This is a genomic window from Pleurocapsa sp. CCALA 161 (assembly GCF_003003995.1).
Lineage (GTDB): Bacteria > Cyanobacteriota > Cyanobacteriia > Cyanobacteriales > Xenococcaceae > Waterburya.
Genome location: NZ_PVWF01000088.1, coordinates 1 through 19788, shown reverse-complemented (window position 1 = coordinate 19788; position 19788 = coordinate 1). Strand labels below are relative to the sequence as shown.

12 protein-coding genes are annotated in these 19788 nt (G+C 37.6%); 10 read left to right on the top strand and 2 right to left on the bottom strand.

From position 1 onward, the window contains the following. Positions 1 to 319 precede the first annotated feature (319 nt). Both C7B62_RS18210 and C7B62_RS18200 read right to left on the bottom strand, forming a co-directional pair. The gene (locus C7B62_RS18210) at positions 320 to 877 is read right to left on the bottom strand and encodes a PleD family two-component system response regulator (RefSeq protein ID WP_106240191.1); all 558 of its coding nucleotides are present in this window, start codon (positions 875 to 877) and stop codon (positions 320 to 322) included. A 267-nt stretch (positions 878 to 1144) separates the two neighbouring features. Further along, on the bottom strand, positions 1145 to 2059 hold the full coding sequence (locus C7B62_RS18200) for a hypothetical protein (protein ID WP_106240186.1): 915 nt from the start codon (positions 2057 to 2059) through the stop codon (positions 1145 to 1147). A gap of 358 nt (positions 2060 to 2417) precedes the next feature. On the opposite strand from C7B62_RS18200, the gene C7B62_RS18195 reads away from it, so the two are divergent. The 10 genes from C7B62_RS18195 to C7B62_RS18150 all read left to right on the top strand — a co-directional run. Further along, positions 2418 to 2756 (top strand): DUF1822 family protein, encoded by a 339-nt coding sequence (locus C7B62_RS18195; RefSeq protein ID WP_199194263.1) that lies wholly within the window; start codon positions 2418 to 2420, stop codon positions 2754 to 2756. 62 nt (positions 2757 to 2818) lie between these two features. Further along, entirely contained in the window at positions 2819 to 8326 is a 5508-nt protein-coding gene (locus C7B62_RS18190; RefSeq protein WP_106240182.1) for a caspase family protein, read from the top strand. Between the two features lie 84 nt (positions 8327 to 8410). Next, on the top strand, positions 8411 to 13759 hold the full coding sequence (locus tag C7B62_RS18185) for a caspase family protein (protein ID WP_106240178.1): 5349 nt from the start codon (positions 8411 to 8413) through the stop codon (positions 13757 to 13759). Between the two features lie 128 nt (positions 13760 to 13887). After that, entirely contained in the window at positions 13888 to 14235 is a 348-nt protein-coding gene (locus C7B62_RS18180; RefSeq protein ID WP_106240175.1) for a hypothetical protein, read from the top strand. 110 nt (positions 14236 to 14345) lie between these two features. Then, on the top strand, positions 14346 to 14708 hold the full coding sequence (locus tag C7B62_RS18175) for a hypothetical protein (protein ID WP_106240172.1): 363 nt from the start codon (positions 14346 to 14348) through the stop codon (positions 14706 to 14708). Between the two features lie 63 nt (positions 14709 to 14771). Then, a complete protein-coding gene (locus C7B62_RS18170; RefSeq protein ID WP_106240169.1) occupies positions 14772 to 14993 on the top strand; it encodes a hypothetical protein in 222 nt (73 codons plus the stop codon). Between the two features lie 250 nt (positions 14994 to 15243). Beyond that, the gene (locus C7B62_RS18165) at positions 15244 to 15726 is read left to right on the top strand and encodes a hypothetical protein (protein WP_106240165.1); all 483 of its coding nucleotides are present in this window, start codon (positions 15244 to 15246) and stop codon (positions 15724 to 15726) included. A 244-nt stretch (positions 15727 to 15970) separates the two neighbouring features. Next, a complete protein-coding gene (locus C7B62_RS18160) occupies positions 15971 to 16507 on the top strand; it encodes a hypothetical protein (protein ID WP_106240162.1) in 537 nt (178 codons plus the stop codon). A gap of 325 nt (positions 16508 to 16832) precedes the next feature. Continuing rightward, a complete protein-coding gene (locus C7B62_RS18155; protein ID WP_106240158.1) occupies positions 16833 to 19382 on the top strand; it encodes a hypothetical protein in 2550 nt (849 codons plus the stop codon). Between the two features lie 155 nt (positions 19383 to 19537). Next, positions 19538 to 19788 (top strand): hypothetical protein (locus tag C7B62_RS18150; protein ID WP_146132136.1); only part of this gene is annotated, 251 nt, incomplete at its 3' end.

The following is a 19788-nucleotide window of genomic DNA, read 5'->3' as shown; positions in this document are numbered from 1 at the left end:
AAATGTGGTTTTTATGATTAGCACCCTCGCCCGACAAACGAACAATTTACGTGGCAATTTTGAGGCAATTTTAGGTAATTTAAACAGAAATAATTCAGGCGATCGCCCGAAAACCAAATTTGTATTTAGAAATCATCGTTTTTCTGATAACATTTTTGTTATCGTATAGAGGTAAACAATTAAGTTGAGTTTTTTACTCTTGCCCATAGAGAAACAAAATCCTTCAATTGCTTATTCTCTATGAGTTTCGCACAATTCTTAAGTTCGCTTGACTTTTTTTTGATTTCCTTAACTTGTGACCAATGCCAAAACATAGATTTTAAACCCGAATAAGTGTTTCAATTGCTGTTAGTAATTCTTCAGGCTCGAAAGGTTTACGAAAACAAATATTTGCCCCAAGCTCCATTGCTGTTTCTCTTTTACCAGGAATGCTTATTTGACTAGAAACGAAAATAAAAGGTCGCTCGCGCTCTCGTTCTCGAACTCGTCGAAGTAGTTTATAGCCAGAATCTATTGTTTCCATAGAAATCCCCGATACAATGACATCAGGCTTATTTTTACAATATACCTTCCAACCTTTCTCTCCAGATTCGGCAGTAATTGGTTTTAAACCGTTGTAATCTAGATAATCGGCTACGAGAAGAAGCAAATTAGGATCATCATCAACTAGCAGAATCAGTCTTTGCTTAAGATAAATATTAAATATTCTTTTAGCTCCTACTTGGTAGTAGCGATCTCTTACTGACCATCTTACTAACTCTTCGTCTATCTCATTGTAGGTAATAGCGTTACAATTTAGAGTCACATCAATCATGGATTGAAGAGTATTGTAAGCTCGAACTGCTGCCGTAATGGTTTCAAATAGAATGGTAGTCATGGTGGGGCGATCGCCTTTTACGGTAAGATAAATTCATCAAGAGCGATCGCTTTTTATCAATGCCTGTAGATACTAGTCTTTACCCCGATAACTGGAACAGCCTAGCATTAAAAGTCAAAGAAGCTGCACGATGGCGGTGTTAATGTTGTGGTAAGAAATGCTACTAACCAGGAGAAAAACCAGAGAATTACTTTAAGACTAAAAGTCTTTTTATGGATGCGTTGCACAACTCAACTGTATAATTATCATGAGCGTATTAATTTAACATTACGCTACTACTTTAAAATCGCGATAAAATACTTGCCAGTTGCCTCGGCGATGTAGTTTCTCCCACAATTCGTTCAAATGCTCTCCTTTCCATTCTAAAACGGGATTTTCTAGATCGGGATTAAGCCAGGGTAAATCTAAAGGATCGTCGATGACAATACCCATATATTCTTCTTCACTCTCTGCATCAAATTTGATGCCATACTCGTGCATCATTGAGTCTTTTTGAGGCATTAGGGTGGCTTCAGATGACAGTTCGTAACTAGGTGCAAAAGCTTGAGAGGGAGCGACTAAATATTTAGTGACTTTATCTTCCTTTTTATCTCGTCCGCGATTGAACAATAAGATGTAGCTTCCTGGAAGGTTTAGATTAATCGCTAAATTTAAAGGAGTATCGACAGGAAGAGTTTCTTTTGGTTTAGGTGCTGGTATTACCATTGCTTTAGCAGCATATTCTTCCTCGCGATCGCTAAACTGAATCCATTCTCTGCTTTTTTCTGCCCGATTTTTCCAGCTATCCCAAATATAGTCTTGCGACCAACGAGGATATTTAATATTCCACAGCCACTGATAGATAATCTGCCAGGGACTTTCTTTTTGAGATTTTTTTCTTCCTGGCGTTCCTTTTTTATCTCCTAAACCGAGCCTATCTGCGGAGATACCGTCATTAGCTAATTCATTGCCGAAGACGCGATTGATTTTTTTGATTACCTCTTTGATATGCTGATTGATACCCGACTCACGATATTCGTTATGCATTTGGTGTAACCCCTCAGCTATCTCAACATTTTCGAGAGTATAGTTATTAGGATTAAAGCGTTCCCGAAAAGTCCAATATTGTGATTCTGGATGCACGTTACCAGGAAAAATTTGTTCTGCTATGTATTCTAAAAATTCTTTTTCTAAGCTTTTCATATTTAGTAGCTTTGGTTTTTCGCTTTTTATTGTAGAGCAAACATAGCTATTAAATCGTTATTTATTTTAATTTATTTATAATTATATTTGTTGATTTAGGTTAATTGTATTCTATATTTATTCAAAATATTTTTGCCAAGTTAATTCAACTAAATGCTAGTTTTTATTTGATTTTAATTTATTTTTTTCTTGCATAGTATATTCAAGACAGTTCTCAATTGTTCTGTTCAATCTAGTAGTTCTCTTTGATAAAGATAAAAATAGTAGTTAGGGAATAGCTATAGCTATTTGCTGTTTACTCTATGTCATTGAGAACTACTTATCTAAATAATAAATTTTCAAACATATTCTCTACTTTATGTTATCTAAAAACAATACCTTGTTATCAGTGCTACCATCACGTCAATTAGAAATAGTCGGACAACAATATTTACTAAACATTATCGATCGCCGAGATACCGTTCCTAATGGTTGGCGATTTCAGCTACAAAACAAACGAGAAGGAGGATTAGTTCCTGGAGGATTCAAGTTGAGGCTAGCTACTGAGTCTAGAGGATCTTTGAGTGAAGCTGAAGCGGTAGCAACTAAAGCACAGCAGAGGCTTTATATAGATGTAGTTTTGCAGCCAGAAACGACTGTAGTTTGGGAAATCGAACCGCTACCCGACAACTATCAACGAGAAATCTTGATTTTTTAAGTATCTTTGCCCTGCTAATGGTTTTTTTCTGGTAGATATTATTTAGGTATTACAGGTTGGCAATGTCAGTTACAGTAACTACGACGCAACAGTTTAAACAAGGTACGGCTAAATTCTGGATTGTTTTAGTCGGAGTCAATCGGTATTTAGATAGCAAAATCCTCAATCTCAGATATTGCGCCAATGACTGCAAAGAGCTAACAGAAGCTTTAGAAATAGCAACAGGGCAGTTTCAACAGACAGAAATTATCTCTCTTTATGATGGCGGTAATCTGTTACCAGAGCGATCGCCGATTATCAACAGCATCCAACAGTTTCGATTTGCCAAGCCCGAAGATACGGTTCTGTTCTACTTTTCGGGACATGGTTATCTAGATACCAATAATCGACCAGTGTTATGTGTTGCCGACACTAGGCTAGATGATTTGGCAGCAACGGGATTAAAGCTAGACTTTCTGTTAGACGAACTTAGCCAATGTCAAGCGCAGCGTCAGCTTGTATGGTTGGATGCCTGTCAGGAAAGAGAACAGCAGCCAGATAACCAGATTAAACACAATCCTACCCAACAACTATCGGCAGCCTTGAAAGAGCAGGCTGAAAAAAGTAAAAACTTTCATGGGATGCTTTCTTGCGATCGCACTGAGCGTTCTTGGGAAATTGAGGAATTACAACACGGCTTATTTACCTTCTGTCTGATTGAGGGTTTGCGGGGTAAGGCTGCCAACTCTAAAGGACAAATTGATGCGGATGGGTTGTTTAACTATGTAGAACGCATTACATCGCGCATTATTGAAGATAAAAAGAATCCTGTTGCTGAAACTTTGTCCAAAGGGATGATGATAAATGTCCAACAGATAAAACAATCTTCCCCACCACCAAAAACTAAACGGCTACCTGCAAATGCTTCTCAAACTCCCCAACGTATCGTTAAAGGTGGAGGAGAGTTAGTATTTCTGATTGGGTTAGCAGCACCAACAAACAATCGTCAGGCTTTGATTATTGATCGCCTGTCCAATTCCGAAGCTACTATCAGACTTTGTAAACTACTCCAGGCTCAGGGTAATTTTGCAGTCGAGTATCGTTATCTACGGGATAGACAGCCGTGGCAGCTTCAGCAGGATCTTGCTAGGTATTTAGCAGCCGATAACCGAACGGTTCTTTTGTACTTATCGGGAAGGATAGAATCTACTGCCGATCAAACTTACGACTTGGTTTGTGACTCGCAGCATCGAATTAACCTAAACTGGCTGGCTAAAGAGCTAAAAGCTTCTCCCGTCAAAGAAATTGTAGTAATTGCCAACATTACCAAAGCTACAGAGACTACCCCTAGCTTGGAGTCAATTTTGCAGCTTGATTACGATCTGCCTTTGTGTTTAATTGAGGCGACTTCTCACGGGAGCGATCGCAAATTCTTAGCTCGATTAGTAACTACTATAGAAACCGCAGCCAAAACCGAGAGGGAATTTTGGGTTACGGATTTAATTAGTCCATTACAAAAATGGTCGCTAGAACAACCCGACATCGAAGTAACAGGCTGGTGGGGTACGGTAGGAATTATTGAAATTCTTTCAGTGGAAGTACAGCGTTCTGACAATCGAGTATTTGACATTGAAGTTTGCCCCTACAAGAGTCTAGAGGCTTTTACCCAAGATGATGCTTACTTCTTTCATGGTAGAGAAGAACTGATTGCCAAAATCATCGAGAAACTAAAGACTAATTCTTTCTTAACTGTAGTGGGGGCTTCGGGTAGCGGTAAATCTTCGGTAGTCAGGGCAGGAGTTGTACCCAAGTTAGTAGCAAATGGTTTAAATACATCCCAGTCACAACAGACTCAAGCTTGTCAAACCTGGGTGATGTTACCTGGGGATAATCCTTTTACTGCTTTAGCAAAAGCAATCTCCCCCAACAAACCCAAGCTAATAGAAGGAATATTACACGCTGGGGTTAAGGGGTTTGTAGACTGGCTGCGCCAACAACCCCAAGCTATATCAGTCTTGGCGATCGATCAGTTTGAGGAATTGTTTACCCTCACCCCTGAAAAAGAAAGAATTGACTTTATTAAACTCATTATTGCAGCAGTAGAGCAAGCTGGAGACTGTTTTAAGGTCATTATCACTCTTAGGGGTGATTTTATTAATGAATGCTTGAACCTGAGCGAAATAGCTCCTTTGATGGAGCAAAATGAAATATTAGTACCAGTAAAGTCTTCCCGTTTGGAAGACAAACAATACCGTCAAATTATTGCCCAACCAGCCCAAAAAGTAGGCTTAGAAGTAGAAGAAGGTTTAATGGCTGTTCTGCTGGAAGAATTAAAAGACGGCAGCTTACCTCTGTTGCAGTATGCCCTAGAAGAACTTTGGCAAAAACGCAGTCAGGGAAAATTAACCCTCAAAGACTATCAGCAGTACATTGGTAGATTGGGTCAATTTCTTAGCGACAAAGCAGAAGCAACCTATACAAGGTTGAACGAACTCCAGCAGGAATGCGCCCAGTCAATCTTTCTCTCTTTAGTTTATCTGGCTCAAGAACAGGACAAAACTCACAAAGATACTCGCCGTCGCTTATTGAAATCAGACTTACGGGTTAATAAGTACAAGAATACTCTAGACGATACTTTACAGGCGTTGGTTGATGCACGATTGATTGTAGTCAGTGGAGAAAATAATTCGGTGGCAACTGAAAGCGATCGCACAAATGCTATAGCTGTAGCTGATGAGGTTAGAGAAAACACCAGCGTTCGAGACAAAGATACGGTTGAAATCGCCCACGAAATTTTGATTAATAACTGGAAAACCTTAGAAGGTTGGTTAAAAGATAATCGGGATAAGTATCGTTTAATCAGAGAAATCAATCAGAGTGCTGGCAAATGGAAACAAAATGGCAAACAGGATGGTTTCTTGTTGTCTAAAGGTGCATTGGCAAAATACGAAGAGTTTTATGTCAAATATGCCGATGAGCTTTCTGAACTGAGCGATCGCTTTATAGATGACAGTATTCAGGCGAGAGATAAGGCTGATTGGTTAGCAAAACGCCGTCAACGTCAGCTTATTGGTGGTTTGATAGGTGTAATAGCAGTAGTTTCAACGGTAGTTGGTGCTGCATTATGGCAATTGCGAAGGGCGACTAGTAATGAGATAAATGCTCTTAATAACAATGCTGAAACACTTTTAGCATCCGATCAAAAATTTGATGCGCTAATTATGGCATTGAAAGCAGGAAAACTCATCGAAAAAAATTCAATTGGGCTTGACTTCAAAATTAGACTTAAAGCTTTGGGTTTAATACAGAATATTTTTTATCAGACTAAAGAATATAATCGTTTGGAAAGCCAAACCGAGCGAATTAGAAACATAGCACTTAGTCCTGATGGTCAAATTATTGCTTCTATCGATCATGGAGGAAAGATTGAATTATGGAATACAAAGGGTAAACTACTTTATAGTTTGAAAACTTCTGATAGATTTTCCAGTGATAGTAATATAGAATTTAGCCCTGATGGACAAACTATTGCTTATGCCAGCGATGATAATACGATTAAATTATGGAATGTATGGAATTTAAAGAAAAAACCTTCTCATGTACAAACGCTGAAAAGCCATACTGATTACATCAATCGAGTATTGTTTAGCCCTAATGGTCAAATTATTGCTTCTGCCAGTAATGATAAGACAATTAAATTATGGAATTTACAAGGGCAATTACTTAATACATTAAAAAATAATGAAGGTATTGGTGAAATAAAATTTAGCCCTGACGGACAAATTATTGTTTCTAGAGATGATGAGAAAATTCGTCTTCGCAATGGTCTTACTATTGATTCTTCTATTAGTATTAATAAACGTAATACAGTCAAACTCTGGAGTATCGAAGGGAAGTTACTTCATACTCTAGAAGGTCATACTGATCAAGTTAATAACATAGAATTTAGCCCTGATGGACAAACTATTGCTTCTGCCAGTGATGACAAAACAGTCAAACTCTGGGATATTGAAGGACAATTACTTCATACTCTAGAAGGTCATACCGATCAAGTTAACAGTGTAGCATTTAGCCCTGACGGACAAATGATTGCTTCTGCTAGTTACGATGGTACTGTAGAACTTTGGAATCTTCGCGGAAGATCGCTTGATATAATTGATGGCTATCCAGATAACATGGAAAGTGTAATATTCAGCTCTGATGGAAAAACTATTGGTTATAGTGACGTGACAGGGGATACTAGATTAGTCAAAATCAAAAAGAACCGTCGAGAAAATTTGTTTTCTGATTTAGAAGGTTATATAAAACGTGCTAATAATATAGTATTTACTCCCGACAGCAAAGTTATTATTAATGCTCGTGACTCAATTAAACTATGGAATCTCAGAGATAGACTACTTAAAACTATAACAGTTGATAGCTTTGAGAGTGACGCAAGAAAAAGAGGGTTAGTTGCGTTAAATACCAAAAAGAATATTATAGCTACTGCCAAAAATGATGATGCAATAATTAGATTATGGGATTTCAAGGGGCGATTTCTTAGCTCTTTGATAACTCAATCTCAAGACATAGATGACATAGTACTCAGTGATGATGGCAACATTATTGCTTCTATTGGTACTAGCGGAAGAGTAGAATTATGGCACACCAGCGGAAAAATAATTCGTGCTATTAGAGTTCGTTCTCAGAAAATAAAAAGTGTATATTTTAGTCCTGATAGTCAGATTATAGCTTTTACATTCCAAAGTTTGAGAAGATATAAAGCTTTTAATACTTTAGAGACTTCTCATCGTAATTTAGACAGTAACAAGATAGAGTTGCGAAATCTTAAAGGAGAATTGCTTCATACTCTTAAAGGACATACTGACAATGTTGATGAAGTAATCTTTAGCCCTAATGGTCAAACTATTGCTTCTGTTAGTAGAGACAATACAGTTAAATTGTGGGATTCAAATGGAACATTGCTCAATACATTGCAAAGCCATAATAATGATATTAATCGAGTAATATTTAGTTCTGATGGTCAAATTATTGCAGCCTTCGATGACGCTGATTTTCGACTAGATTCTTCAAATGAAAATGAAGACAAAGTAATTAAATTGTGGAATAGACAAGGAGATTTGATAAGTACTATTAAAAATAATAGTAGAGATAGCATAAAAGATATGGAATTTATTCTTGACAAAAAGATAATTGTTTCTGCTGGCAATGATAATGAGATAAAACTCTGGAGTTTTCAAGGTCAATTACTAAAAACCTTGAAAGGTCACACTAGTTTCATAAAAGATGTAGAATTAATTCGCGATAGAAAGATAATTATTTCAGCAAGTGATGATGGTGAAATCAAACTCTGGAGTTATCAGGGTCAACTACTACAAACCTTAAAAGGTCACACTAGTGAAGTCGATAATGTAGTTTTTAATTATGCTAACAATACCATTGCTTCTACTAGTAGTGAAGATGGAACAATAAAAATTTGGAGTTTAGATTTAGATGAGGTGATGTCTCGTGGTTGTGATTGGGCGCGAGATTACTTGGAAAATAATCCCAATGTCAGTGAGGAAGATAGAAAAATTTGCGATGGTTATTAACTTATCAAATTAAGTCGCGATCGCACTTTCTAAAACAAACTACTTTCAACAACTCTTCCTTCTGCCTGCCAGTCGCAATCATCAATGCCCACCACATCTAGCAAGCAACTATCAACAGCAAAACTCTGGATGGTTTTAGTTGGCGTAAACTATTATCAAGATAGTTTTATTCCTAACCTGAAATACTGTGCTAATGACTGTAAAGAATTAGCAAAAGCTTTAACTATTGCTACCAAACAATTTAAAGAAGCTGAAATTATTGCTCTTCATGATGGAGGAACAACACCAAACTTAGAGTCAGTTCTTGCCAGTATTAAAAAGTTTCAATTGGCTCGATCGCAAGATACAATTTTATTCTACTTTTCAGGACACGGAGAATTGGATCGGGACAATCGAGCAGTGTTGGGTGTAACTGACACTAAAGTAATTAAACATGAATCGGACAATACATTATCATTCGATCCAGAAACGGGATTAAAACTTGATCGCCTGTTAGAAGAATTAAGAAATTCTCCCGCCCAAAATCAGCTTATTTGGTTGGATGCTTGTCAGGCTAAAGCAGAAATTAACAGCGAACCCAATAACCCTAATGGTCAAATAATTGCTGCCCTAAACCAGGAATCTCAACAAACTAGACCTGGAAAAAACTTCTATGCCGTGTTGTCTTGCGATAAAACGGAACGTTCTTGGGAGTTTGATGAATTAGGACACGGCTTATTTACCTATTCCCTAATTAAAGGATTGCAGGGAAATGCAGCCAATGCTGAGGGAGAAATTGGGGTTAATAGTTTATTTGACTATGTTAAAAACAATATCGCTGAATATTTAGAGTTAAAAAAACATCCCGTTACTACTGAAGCAGCAAATAATTCTACCAAGGGACTAGTAATTAAACCTACCAAGCAGGTCAAGCGATTTCCGATCGATGTCTATCAAAATCCGCGCAAAATTGATAGTAGTGGTGAAGTAGATTTAATTATTGGTGCGGTTGCGCCTGTTAATAGTCGTAAAGCTTTAATTTGCGATTGCCTTTTTTCTTCTTTGACCGATATCGAATTTTGTAGACTGCTTCAGGATCGAGGCGGTTTTACAGTCGAACATTGCTTTTTAGAAGCTAAGACTGAGAAAAATCTGGCAGAACCAATCGCTAGCTATCTGCAAGACAAAGATAACGAAACGGTTTTACTATATCTGGCAGGTGAAATAGAAAAAAGCGATCGCGCCGAATACAGTTTAGCTATTAACCCCAAAAGTAAAGTCAATCTTAACTGGCTGGGTCAACTATTACGCAACTCTCCTGTTAAAGAAGCGATCGTTATTGTTGATGTTATTGAACGGCAAGATAACTATCCAGACATCAGAGATATTCTAAACCCAGATGCCAACCGATCTTTGTGTATTATTGCAGCCTCCAGCACCAAAGCAGATCGAAAGCTGATCCCTCAACTGGTAGAAATTTTGACTGTCGCAGCCGAAGCTGACAAACAATTTTGGGCTGCAACCTTAATTACACAGCTACAAAAAAAAGCCGACTTTCCCCAGGAATTGAGACTACAAAAAGCGGGACTGTATAGTTCTTCAACTGCTATAAATATTCTGTTACCCAAATCTCGACGCAGCAACAAGCAGACATACGATCTTAATATCTGTCCCTACAAGAGTTTGCAGGCTTTCACCCAAGATGATGCCTACTTCTTTCACGGTAGAGAAGCTTTAATCGCCGAGATCCTAGAGAAGCTAGCCACAAATTCTTTCTTAGCTGTTGTCGGGGCTTCGGGTAGCGGTAAATCCTCGGTAGTCAGGGCAGGAGTCATACCCCAATTAACCGCAGAGGGATTGTATAGCCCTCAATTTGGCGAATATCTACCCTGTAAAACCTACGTCATGCGTCCAGGGGACAACCCGCTAACTGCTTTAGCCACCGCAATAGCATCAAACGATCCAGAATTAGCTGAAGGATTTTTACATATAGGGGTTGAATCCTTTATTTCCTGGTTACAGCAACAACCCCAAACTATTTCGGTATTAGTCATCGATCAGTTTGAAGAATTATTCACCACCAAACACAAATCTCAAAGCAATAGCTTTATTGAATTTATCCTTCAGGCGATCGCCTTATCTCCAGACTGTTTTAAAGTAATTATTACTCTACGGGATGACTTTCTCAAAGACTGCTTGGCAAACCAGAGTATCGATCCTCTGTTTCGACAATCTCACATCTTAGTTCGCCCCTATCTCAAAGAAGACGAATATCGCCAGATACTAAAACAACCAGCCCAAAAAGTCGGCTTAACCATCGAAGATCAATTAGTCAATGTCCTGCTGCAAGAATTACAAACCGAAAGCTTACCCCTACTACAGTTCGCCCTAGATGAACTATGGCGCAAACGCACCCCAGGAGAATTAACCCTAGCCAACTATCAAGAGAATATTGGAGGATTGGGAGCAATTTTGGGCAAAAAAGCCGAACAAACCCTTAATAGCTTGAACAAAGAGCAACAAGAATGCGCTCAAACTATCTTTCAGGACTTGGTGCAGCTAGGGGAAGATAAAGAAGATACTCGTCGTCGCGTTTCTAAAAAGAAATTAGAAAAAACCAAACATCAATCTGTTTTTAATTCCACTTTGAAAGCGTTAGTCGATGCGCGATTGCTAGTAATTGGTTTGGATAATAATACTCTTGCTGACAATGCGCCCAATGCTGAATTAGAAGATCGGTCAAGGGATGGAGAGACTACCGTAGAAATCGCCCATGAAATCTTAATCCGTAATTGGGATACCCTGCGCTGGTGGCTAGATACCAACCGCAACCAAATACGCCTGACACGCGAGTTAGAACAAAAAGCCGAGGAATGGGACAATACTCCTAGAGATAAAAAAGATGATTTCCTGCTATCTGAAGCCAGTTTAATCAAATATCAGGATCTATATTGCGATCGCGCAGATGAATTAAGCCAGGAAGTTAATCAGTTTGTTGGCTTGTCGATTGAGAAATGCGATCAGTTAAAACAAGAAGAAGAGAGACGCAGAAACCGAGAATTAGCACAGGAAAGAAAAGCGAGAATTAATGCACAACGATTTTCCTGGACTTTGGGAATTGGTTTAATAATTTCTATGGGGTTAGCGGGACTTGCCTATTGGCAAAGACAAAGATCGCGAATCAATGAAGTCAATGCCCTGCTTAACTCTTCTGAAGCATTATTGTCTTCAGGTCAAGAACTAAATGCACTTGTAACACTACTAAAAACAGGAGAAAGAGCCGAATCTGTATTTAATCTGGATACCAAAATCAAATTTTTTGGTAATTTGCACAATACTTTCAATGAGATCGGAGAATTCAATCGTTTAAGCGGTCATACTGATGACGTTAACAGCGTCGCGTTTAGTCCTGATGGCAAAACTATTGCTTCAGCTAGCAATGACGGAACAATTAAGCTTTGGAATCTTCAGGGAAAAATGATCGGCGAGTTAAAAGGTTCTGATAGTTCAGTTGTAAAAGTGGTTTTTAGCCCAAATGGTCAGATAGTAGCTTCGGCTAGTACAGATGGAAAAATACAAATTTGGGACATTCAAAATCAAAAATCAAATATTTTTCAAGCTCATCAAGCAATAATCAACGATTTGAAACTTAGTCCTGATGGACAAACTATTGCTTCTGTTAGTGATGATAAGACAGTAAAGCTTTGGAATCTTCAAGGACAATTGCTTCACACATTAAAAGGTCATACTTGGGATGTTACCGATGTAGCATTCAGTCCTGATGGTCAAACCATTGCTTCTGCTAGCAGCGATAAAACAGTAAAGCTTTGGAATTTTCGAGGACAACTACTTCATACACTAGAAGGTCACACTTGGGAGGTTACTAATGTAGCATTTAGCCCTGATGGTCAAACCATTGCTTCTTCTAGCTGGGACAAGACTATCAGGCTATGGGATCTTCGAGGGCAATCTCTAAATACCTTAGAAGGTCACACTGATATTGTCGAAAAAGTTATATTTAGTCCAGATGGACAGACTATTGCTTCTGCTAGCAACGACAAGACAGTAAAGCTTTGGAATCTTCGGGGAGAGTTGCTTAACACTATAGAAGGTCATAATTGGGATGATATTAAAATATCTGTTAGCAATGTATTATTTAGTCCCGATGGACAGACTATTGCTACTGCTGTTAATGATAAGACGGTGAAATTATGGGATCTCCAAGGACAACCACTTCATACATTAGAAGGTCATAGTTGGTACATTTATGACATAGCATTTAGCCCTGATGGACAGACTATTGCTACTGCAAGCGGAGATGACACTTTAAAACTTTGGAATTTAACTAAAGATTTATCAAAAAATCTTCAAGGTCATGATTTCTCTATTCTGGATGTAACAATTAGTCCCGACGGAAAAACTATTGCCTCGGCTAGCCGAGACAAAACAGTTAAGCTTTGGGATCTGCAAGGGAGATTGCTTCATACTCTAAAAGGTCATACTAGTAATGTGACAAGTGTTGAATTTACATCTGATAGTCAAACTATTGCTTCTGCTGGTTACGATGGAACAGTTAAGCTTTGGAATACAGGAGGGCAATTAGTTCATAGCTTGGAAGGTCATTCAGATCCTATAGCAAAAATAGCATTCAGCCCCGATGGTCAAACTATTGCTTCTGCCAGCAACGATCATACGGTCAAACTCTGGAATCTAAATGGAGAATTGCTTCACACCCTAGAAGGTCATTTAGATGAAATTAATAGTGTAATATTCAGTCCTAACGCAAAGACCATTGCTTCCATTGATAATGATAAAACTGTCAAATTGTGGAATCTAAATGGAGAATTACTTCAAACCTTAAAAGGTCATTCAAATGAGAATAATAGCGTGGTTTTTAGCCCTATCACATTTAGCCCCGATGGAAAAATAATTGCTGCTGTTAGCGAGGATAAAATTATCAAGCTTTGGGATTTAAAAGGAAAATTACTTCAAACCTTAGAAGGTCATACCGATGATATTAATACAGTAGTGTTTAGCCCTGATGGAAAGACTATTGCCTCTGCTAGCAACGATCATACGGTTAAACTCTGGAATCTAAAAGGTAAGTTAATCCATACTTTAGAGGGACATACATTGTTTGTGAGAAATGTTGAATTCATTTTAGAGGGAAAAATTATTGCCTCTTCTGGAGGGGATGATACTATCAATCTCTGGAATCTTGAAGGAGAATTGTTAAGTACTCTCAAAGGGCATAGTTCAGATATTTTGAATCTTGCATTCAATTCAAATAGTTTAATGCTGGCTTCAGCTAGTGAAAAAGCAATTGTTAAACTTTGGAGTTTAGATTTAGATGATGTAATGTCTCGTGGTTGTGATTGGGTGCAAGACTACTTAACCAATAATCCAAATGTTAGTGAAGAAGATCGTAAAATATGCGATCGCTATAACAGCTAAGAAACTACACTCCTCAGTCAATTATCTAACCTTTCAGAAACTCTGATTTATATTTATTTAGCTCCAATTTACCTTGATTTTGGTGCAGTTTTACTATGCCTTCAGTTAAGTAAAGCAAGGCATACACCATGAAATTTCAAAAACAACTACATCAGATAATTAGCTCTGATGAAATTATTCAGAACCTACCCCAAATCGAGATCTTCTTCTCTGCCAAAGACCATAATCACTTTGACCGACGCTTACAGCAAAGAGCAATCAATTGGGACATGATTAAACTGGCTTTAGCTTATGGTAAATTCCAGTATCATTCTCAAGCCCAAACTTGGACGTTGTTAGATAAAAGCTTAAAGCACACATCCTATGCCAAGTTTATCGACAAACTAAGAGGACTGCGAATCATTGCTACCAATTTCTCTTTAGATGAGAGTCTAAGACTTAGCACCGCTTACTGGACATACGATCTGCGGAAATAATCCAGTCATTTATTTGAATTTATTTGCATCCTATTTCTTTGTATAGAGTAGCTCAGTAGCATAGTTACAGTTAAACAAATCGAGAACATTACTTCGAGACTTTACCTCTCATGAACAAAGCAAAAACCTTCCTCAGTGCCATCCTTTTAAGTCAAGTTGTCTTTAACATTGCATCCCCTGCCTTAGCTAACTCCTACGACCAAGATTACAATTCTGCATCCTCAACCGAAAGAGTAGACGATACTCCTAACTGGAGTGAAATGGCTGTTGTCGGTGGAGTCGGCGCGTTAGTAATACTAGGAACAGTCTTTGGCTTTGGTGGTGACAGCAGTAATCAACCGTCTTCATCCAACGATTATCAGTATCGCTACGACGACAATGAATCCGCACCAAGCTATGAGTCTGGTTCGTCTTCCGTAGCACCAATCGATCCCTTTTATGGTGACTGTCACGGTTACGACTGTCAAAACTAACAAGTAAAAGCTTAAAGAATACGTCAATCCAAAAACTCAAAACTATTTACCTGGAGAAAAATTATGTCTGACTACAACTCAATCGAAGAATTTCAAAAACGCATGGATTACGCTCAAATGAGACAAACTATGGAAAACCATGTTCCTCAAATAGCCGAAGCGGGCAAGAAAATTGCTTCACAAGTAAAAAGTAGTGGCAATGGTGGAGGATTGGCTAAGTTAGCGATGGGGGCAATAGCTTTTATTGCTGTCGCTGTTACAGGAGAGGATCTTGATTGCTGGTAAACTAGCGACAGAAAGGAACGAAAGATTCCACTAATTCTCAATCTAAACCAATAAATAGCCGAAGCCGTCTTTGAGTTGAGACGGTTTTAGCCCGTAATTTAAAATTTTGCCTCTGGCAATTTCTTCAGTTTTACAGCATTAATACCTAAAAGATTTACAGCAGTTGTCAAACAAATATAACTAATACCCAAACTATCCAAAAGCATCATCAGATAAAATTTTATAATTTACCATCAATAAAAAATTAAATATGAATAAAAGTAAAACAAAATTAGCTTTTTTGCTTTGTTTTTTAGGATTAGAACTGCTTTTTCATCAAAATCCTACTTTCGCAGGCAGAAAAGATTTACCTTTAGAAAACTTGAGTAGAATAGATAACTTAAGTATCAAAGTTGATAAAGAAGATTGCCAACTCGGATTAGATGAAAATGAAATAAGTTCAAGCGTTTATTCGTACTTAGCTGATAATAATATTCCAATCGATACTGGTCGAACTAGTAGTCATATTTTAGATCTAAGTGTTGGATGTGAATCTAATGAATTGATGTCAATTTTTGTAATAGACGTACAAGTCAACCAATTTATTAATATAGATGGAGTAAATACTAAAGTAATTACCTATGATAACGGTCGTTATGGAGCAACAGATAGTATTCCTTTTGATGAAATTGAAAAAGGGTATATTCCAGAGCTGGTAAAGCAATTTGTGACTGACTGGTATTCTGTCAGATAAATAATGCAATCTTGAGATTATTATTATTTTTAATTGGAGTTTACAATGTTGCCCATAGCAATTCTTTTATCCTTGAACCCATTAATAACCGACAGGCTTAGTTTCGCAAAGCCGATCTTCGTCGAGTATCTTGCCAGTGCGATCTTGGGATTGCTTTCGTCTCAATTAATAATTGACGATTGAAAAAAACTTTTATTTTTATTTATTCAGATTCAATTTACCTTGATTTGGCAGCAGTTCTACTATGCGCATAGTAGCAAATGGAGCAGAACTAACGCTGATGATACTTTTTCCCAAAAGCAATTTACTCAAATGCTGGATAACTTGGATTTTGCATAAATCCTTTACTCTTATGCCTCATGTTATGCAGCAAATTAATGGTTCTACCAGCGAATATAGTTTATCCGAACGAACTTCAGATTTTCTTGGTGGGTTTATCTCTCCTTGGTTCTATGGTGCTGGTGCGTCTAGCTTTGAAGCTATCTCAGGAATTGCGATTTTCTTAGACTTATATATAGCGATCGCTATTTTACTAAGAATTAAATTTCTGCTACCAAGCGTTAATAAAGTCATGTGGTTTTTGTTTGGATTAGCAATGTATACAATCTGGCTCGAACCTTGGATTTGTCTTTACTTACTGCATCCAGAAGAATGGTTAAACTATGCAATATCAGAAGTGGTATTGAAGGGAGTATTATTTATTCCCGATGCTGGCTTTTCTTGGCTTTGGTTTTTCTGGACTTTGAGCCTATGGAACTCCCTAGATAGAGAATTTAGGTAATAATCGAACGATTTAGTCAGGGGTTTTGACCTCTGACTATTTTGATTGTTTCAATTGAAATAAAATCAAAACCTTTTATTTGCATTTATTTGTATTTATCCTGTTATTCCTAATAGTTATATATGCTGTTTACATCTACTAAAAAATGAGCTTTATACCCCAAGAAAAGCATTTGCTTTCTCCAAAATAATGAATCAAACAATCCTAATCGAACAAAGGGAGCGCAAGCAAGCATTACAAGAACGCCAAAGACGAGAAGAAGAATTAGCAGCAGCCCGTATGTCTAGATGAATAGTCAATCCAAACAAATATTACTGATAGATTTATGCTTCCTGAAAATTATAATCCCGAATATTACAATCTTACTGCTCCCGTAGAGCTAACTGGAGATAATACTTCTTTGGGTTCGGCTTTTATCGGCAGTGGTGTCGATGAATTTCAAAAAGCACTAAAAAAAGAAGTAGAAAAGCTTAGTCCCAGCTTACGTAAGCTTACATTCAAAGTTTTAACAAGAGTACCAGGTGTAGGTAATCTCGTGGCTAGAGAAGTGGAAGTAGCATTAGACCCTGAAAAAGAAAGATACACCGTAGGAAAATTTATTATAGACAATGCTGGAACTGCTGCTGTTGGAGCGGTATTAACAGCATTGGCTGCCTCAGTCGGGATTGCAGGTACGAGCGTGATTGGAGTAGCTGCGATTGGAGTTGGGATTGGAGTTGGTGCATCACTTATCTGGGATGGAGTCAAAGAAGCAGGTGATGAACTGCTGGATATTATTTTAGGCACTGTACAAACAGATATTCAAATACTAGATACCAACAATGATGTCATTGGGGGAGCTTTTATCCAAGAAGGTTTAGCAGAAGAAAATGAGTTGGTTGCCATTGAAGAACTTCTGAGTCAAACAATCAAAAACGATCTTCCCTTTGCTAACGAAACTCTGCCACCAGACATCTTAGCTGGAGAAAACAACATTCGCATAGTCAGACAAAATGGTTTTACCGACGGGGAAAACATAACTTACAGAGTATATGATGGCGAATTAATAGACATTATTAGTAGCGAGTTTAACGTTACCGAAGAAGAATTACTAGCTTTGGGTACAGAAAATGCTCCTAATACCAACGAGCAAATTAGCTTTTTGCCCACTTTGCTCAACGCACCTTCGTATGTTTTTGCTGCTGATGAAAATAAATTTTATGTTCCTCTACCCGATACCAATGGCGGTACAGAAGTAACGGGAATTCATCCAGGCAACATTTACTATGGCTCGAACAGCGACGATGTGATAAATGCTTTCGAGGACGATAACAACAGAGATCCAGACTTGCTATCTGAAGAAGCGTTGATGCTTGGTCTGACTGGCAATGACACAATCAAAGGAAATATAGGCAAAGATATCATTTTTGGCGGAGCGGGTAACGATAATCTTGATGGTTCTGCTGGAGAAGATACAGCAGTTTTTAGCGATGACTTTGCCAATTACGATTATTCAATCGATGATAATGGAGTTATTACTTTTACTCACGCTAGGGGAACTCAAGCTGATGGCACTGATACTTTGATAAACATAGAACAAGCTCAGTTTAAAGATCAGATAGTTTCTTTGCCATTGGAATCCGAATCACAGCCCCAACTAGAATTAAATGATGGTGAAATTACTTTTACATACCGAACAACCATAAGCGAATCATCTCCATCTACTACAATATTTTCTACAGATCAAAATCTTGAAGATGCTATCGGCTCTAATCCCCAAATCGAAATTTCTTATACTTTTTCTGCGGATGCGGAAGATGAAGATAATTCAGAGTCAAATGATGATGGTATTTATCAAGTTTCAAATCTTACTTTAGGTATTAATGGTCAGACAGTATCTTTTGAATCAGCAGCGATTTCAGTTAGAAACGATACGTCTTTAGGGGACATTTATCTTGTCACTACTGGTGAAGAAGTAGGAGAAGAACTTATATTTGGCACTGATGTTGGAAGTGTCACCTTTTCCTTAGTGGACATAGATGGCAATATGTTCAATGATGATTCTTTGCCTACTGATACAGATTTTATTGATAATGTCGATAATCAAAATTTTGATATTTCCTTTTCGCGCCCTCTTGGTCTTTTAAAACTTAACGAACAAGATACATCTTTACCAAGAACTCCTTTTACCCTCACAAAAGATGGAGTGACCGAAGATTCTATAGATGACGAAGAACTAGTTAAAGAACCTACAGAAGAAGAGACTTCAAATTCTCAAGAGGATCTTGAATCTGAACAGTCTCCCGCTGATGAGGATAGAGAATCAACTGAAGAACTTGCTCCCGAAGAAGAAGAAACTGTAGAACCTCCAGTAAATGAAGGTGAACCTGAGCAGGAAGATCCTAACGGCATTACAGAAGAAGATTTAGGATCTAATCCAGTGCCAGAAGACTATGAAGAACCTGAAATTCAGTTACAGGTATTCACACCTGACTTGGAATCTCCAATCATAGCTCCTGTGACATCTATAATAAACGATGGGGTTGAGTACACTGAACTTTCTACATTGGAATTAAACACGCTTGATTTGTTTCTTGTAGATGTGAATATAGATCTTGATTTTGAAACTGAAACAGGAAGTATTTACTTTGAAGTTGATGAAAATGAAGGATCTGGTTCATTTGCACCTGGCGAGTTTAATAGCTACGTATTTACAGATGTTTTTGATGAAATACCTGCCATTGAAAATGTTATTCTTAGTGAAACTGCAAATACACTTGGGTTAGAACAATCTGACATTACGTTTACCGAAAATACTATCGAGATAAATGTAGAAAGTCTTGCTTATAGCCCTGGATTCAATGCTTTGTTAGACGTTGAATTTGTGGATATATGATTTGTTATAAATAAAATGCTCTTTCTGAATAAAATCTTAAGACAAATAGTGTAATTTTACGCAAAAAAGTTTACTGTTAATAACCTTAAATTGCTTCATATACGATAATGTATCAAGTTCTAAAAAAGTTTCTATTAGGCAGCACTTTGTTATGTTTGCTTGCTTCAAAAGGTAATTGTGTTACGACAGATTTCTTTCTCAATAGCAATCATCTTGATTATAAAGAACTAGATGGTGATTGGAATATTTTTGATGTTGATTTTGGCAAATCTATACTAACTACTGTTCCTGGGGATGAAGGCGTAATCAATGTAACTGGAAGTTCGATACGCATTTCATACGATACTTCCCACGGATATGATGGTACGAGATTATTTGAAAGAGATCCAACAATTAATTTTGACTA

Coding starts and splice junctions, on each gene's coding strand:
- C7B62_RS18210 (WP_106240191.1), bottom strand. CDS start 877: ATGACTACCATTCTATTTGAAACCATTACGGCAGCAGTTCGAGCTTAC.
- C7B62_RS18200 (WP_106240186.1), bottom strand. CDS start 2,059: ATGAAAAGCTTAGAAAAAGAATTTTTAGAATACATAGCAGAACAAATT.
- C7B62_RS18195 (WP_199194263.1), top strand. CDS start 2,418: ATGTTATCTAAAAACAATACCTTGTTATCAGTGCTACCATCACGTCAA.
- C7B62_RS18190 (WP_106240182.1), top strand. CDS start 2,819: ATGTCAGTTACAGTAACTACGACGCAACAGTTTAAACAAGGTACGGCT.
- C7B62_RS18185 (WP_106240178.1), top strand. CDS start 8,411: ATGCCCACCACATCTAGCAAGCAACTATCAACAGCAAAACTCTGGATG.
- C7B62_RS18180 (WP_106240175.1), top strand. CDS start 13,888: ATGAAATTTCAAAAACAACTACATCAGATAATTAGCTCTGATGAAATT.
- C7B62_RS18175 (WP_106240172.1), top strand. CDS start 14,346: ATGAACAAAGCAAAAACCTTCCTCAGTGCCATCCTTTTAAGTCAAGTT.
- C7B62_RS18170 (WP_106240169.1), top strand. CDS start 14,772: ATGTCTGACTACAACTCAATCGAAGAATTTCAAAAACGCATGGATTAC.
- C7B62_RS18165 (WP_106240165.1), top strand. CDS start 15,244: ATGAATAAAAGTAAAACAAAATTAGCTTTTTTGCTTTGTTTTTTAGGA.
- C7B62_RS18160 (WP_106240162.1), top strand. CDS start 15,971: ATGCGCATAGTAGCAAATGGAGCAGAACTAACGCTGATGATACTTTTT.
- C7B62_RS18155 (WP_106240158.1), top strand. CDS start 16,833: ATGCTTCCTGAAAATTATAATCCCGAATATTACAATCTTACTGCTCCC.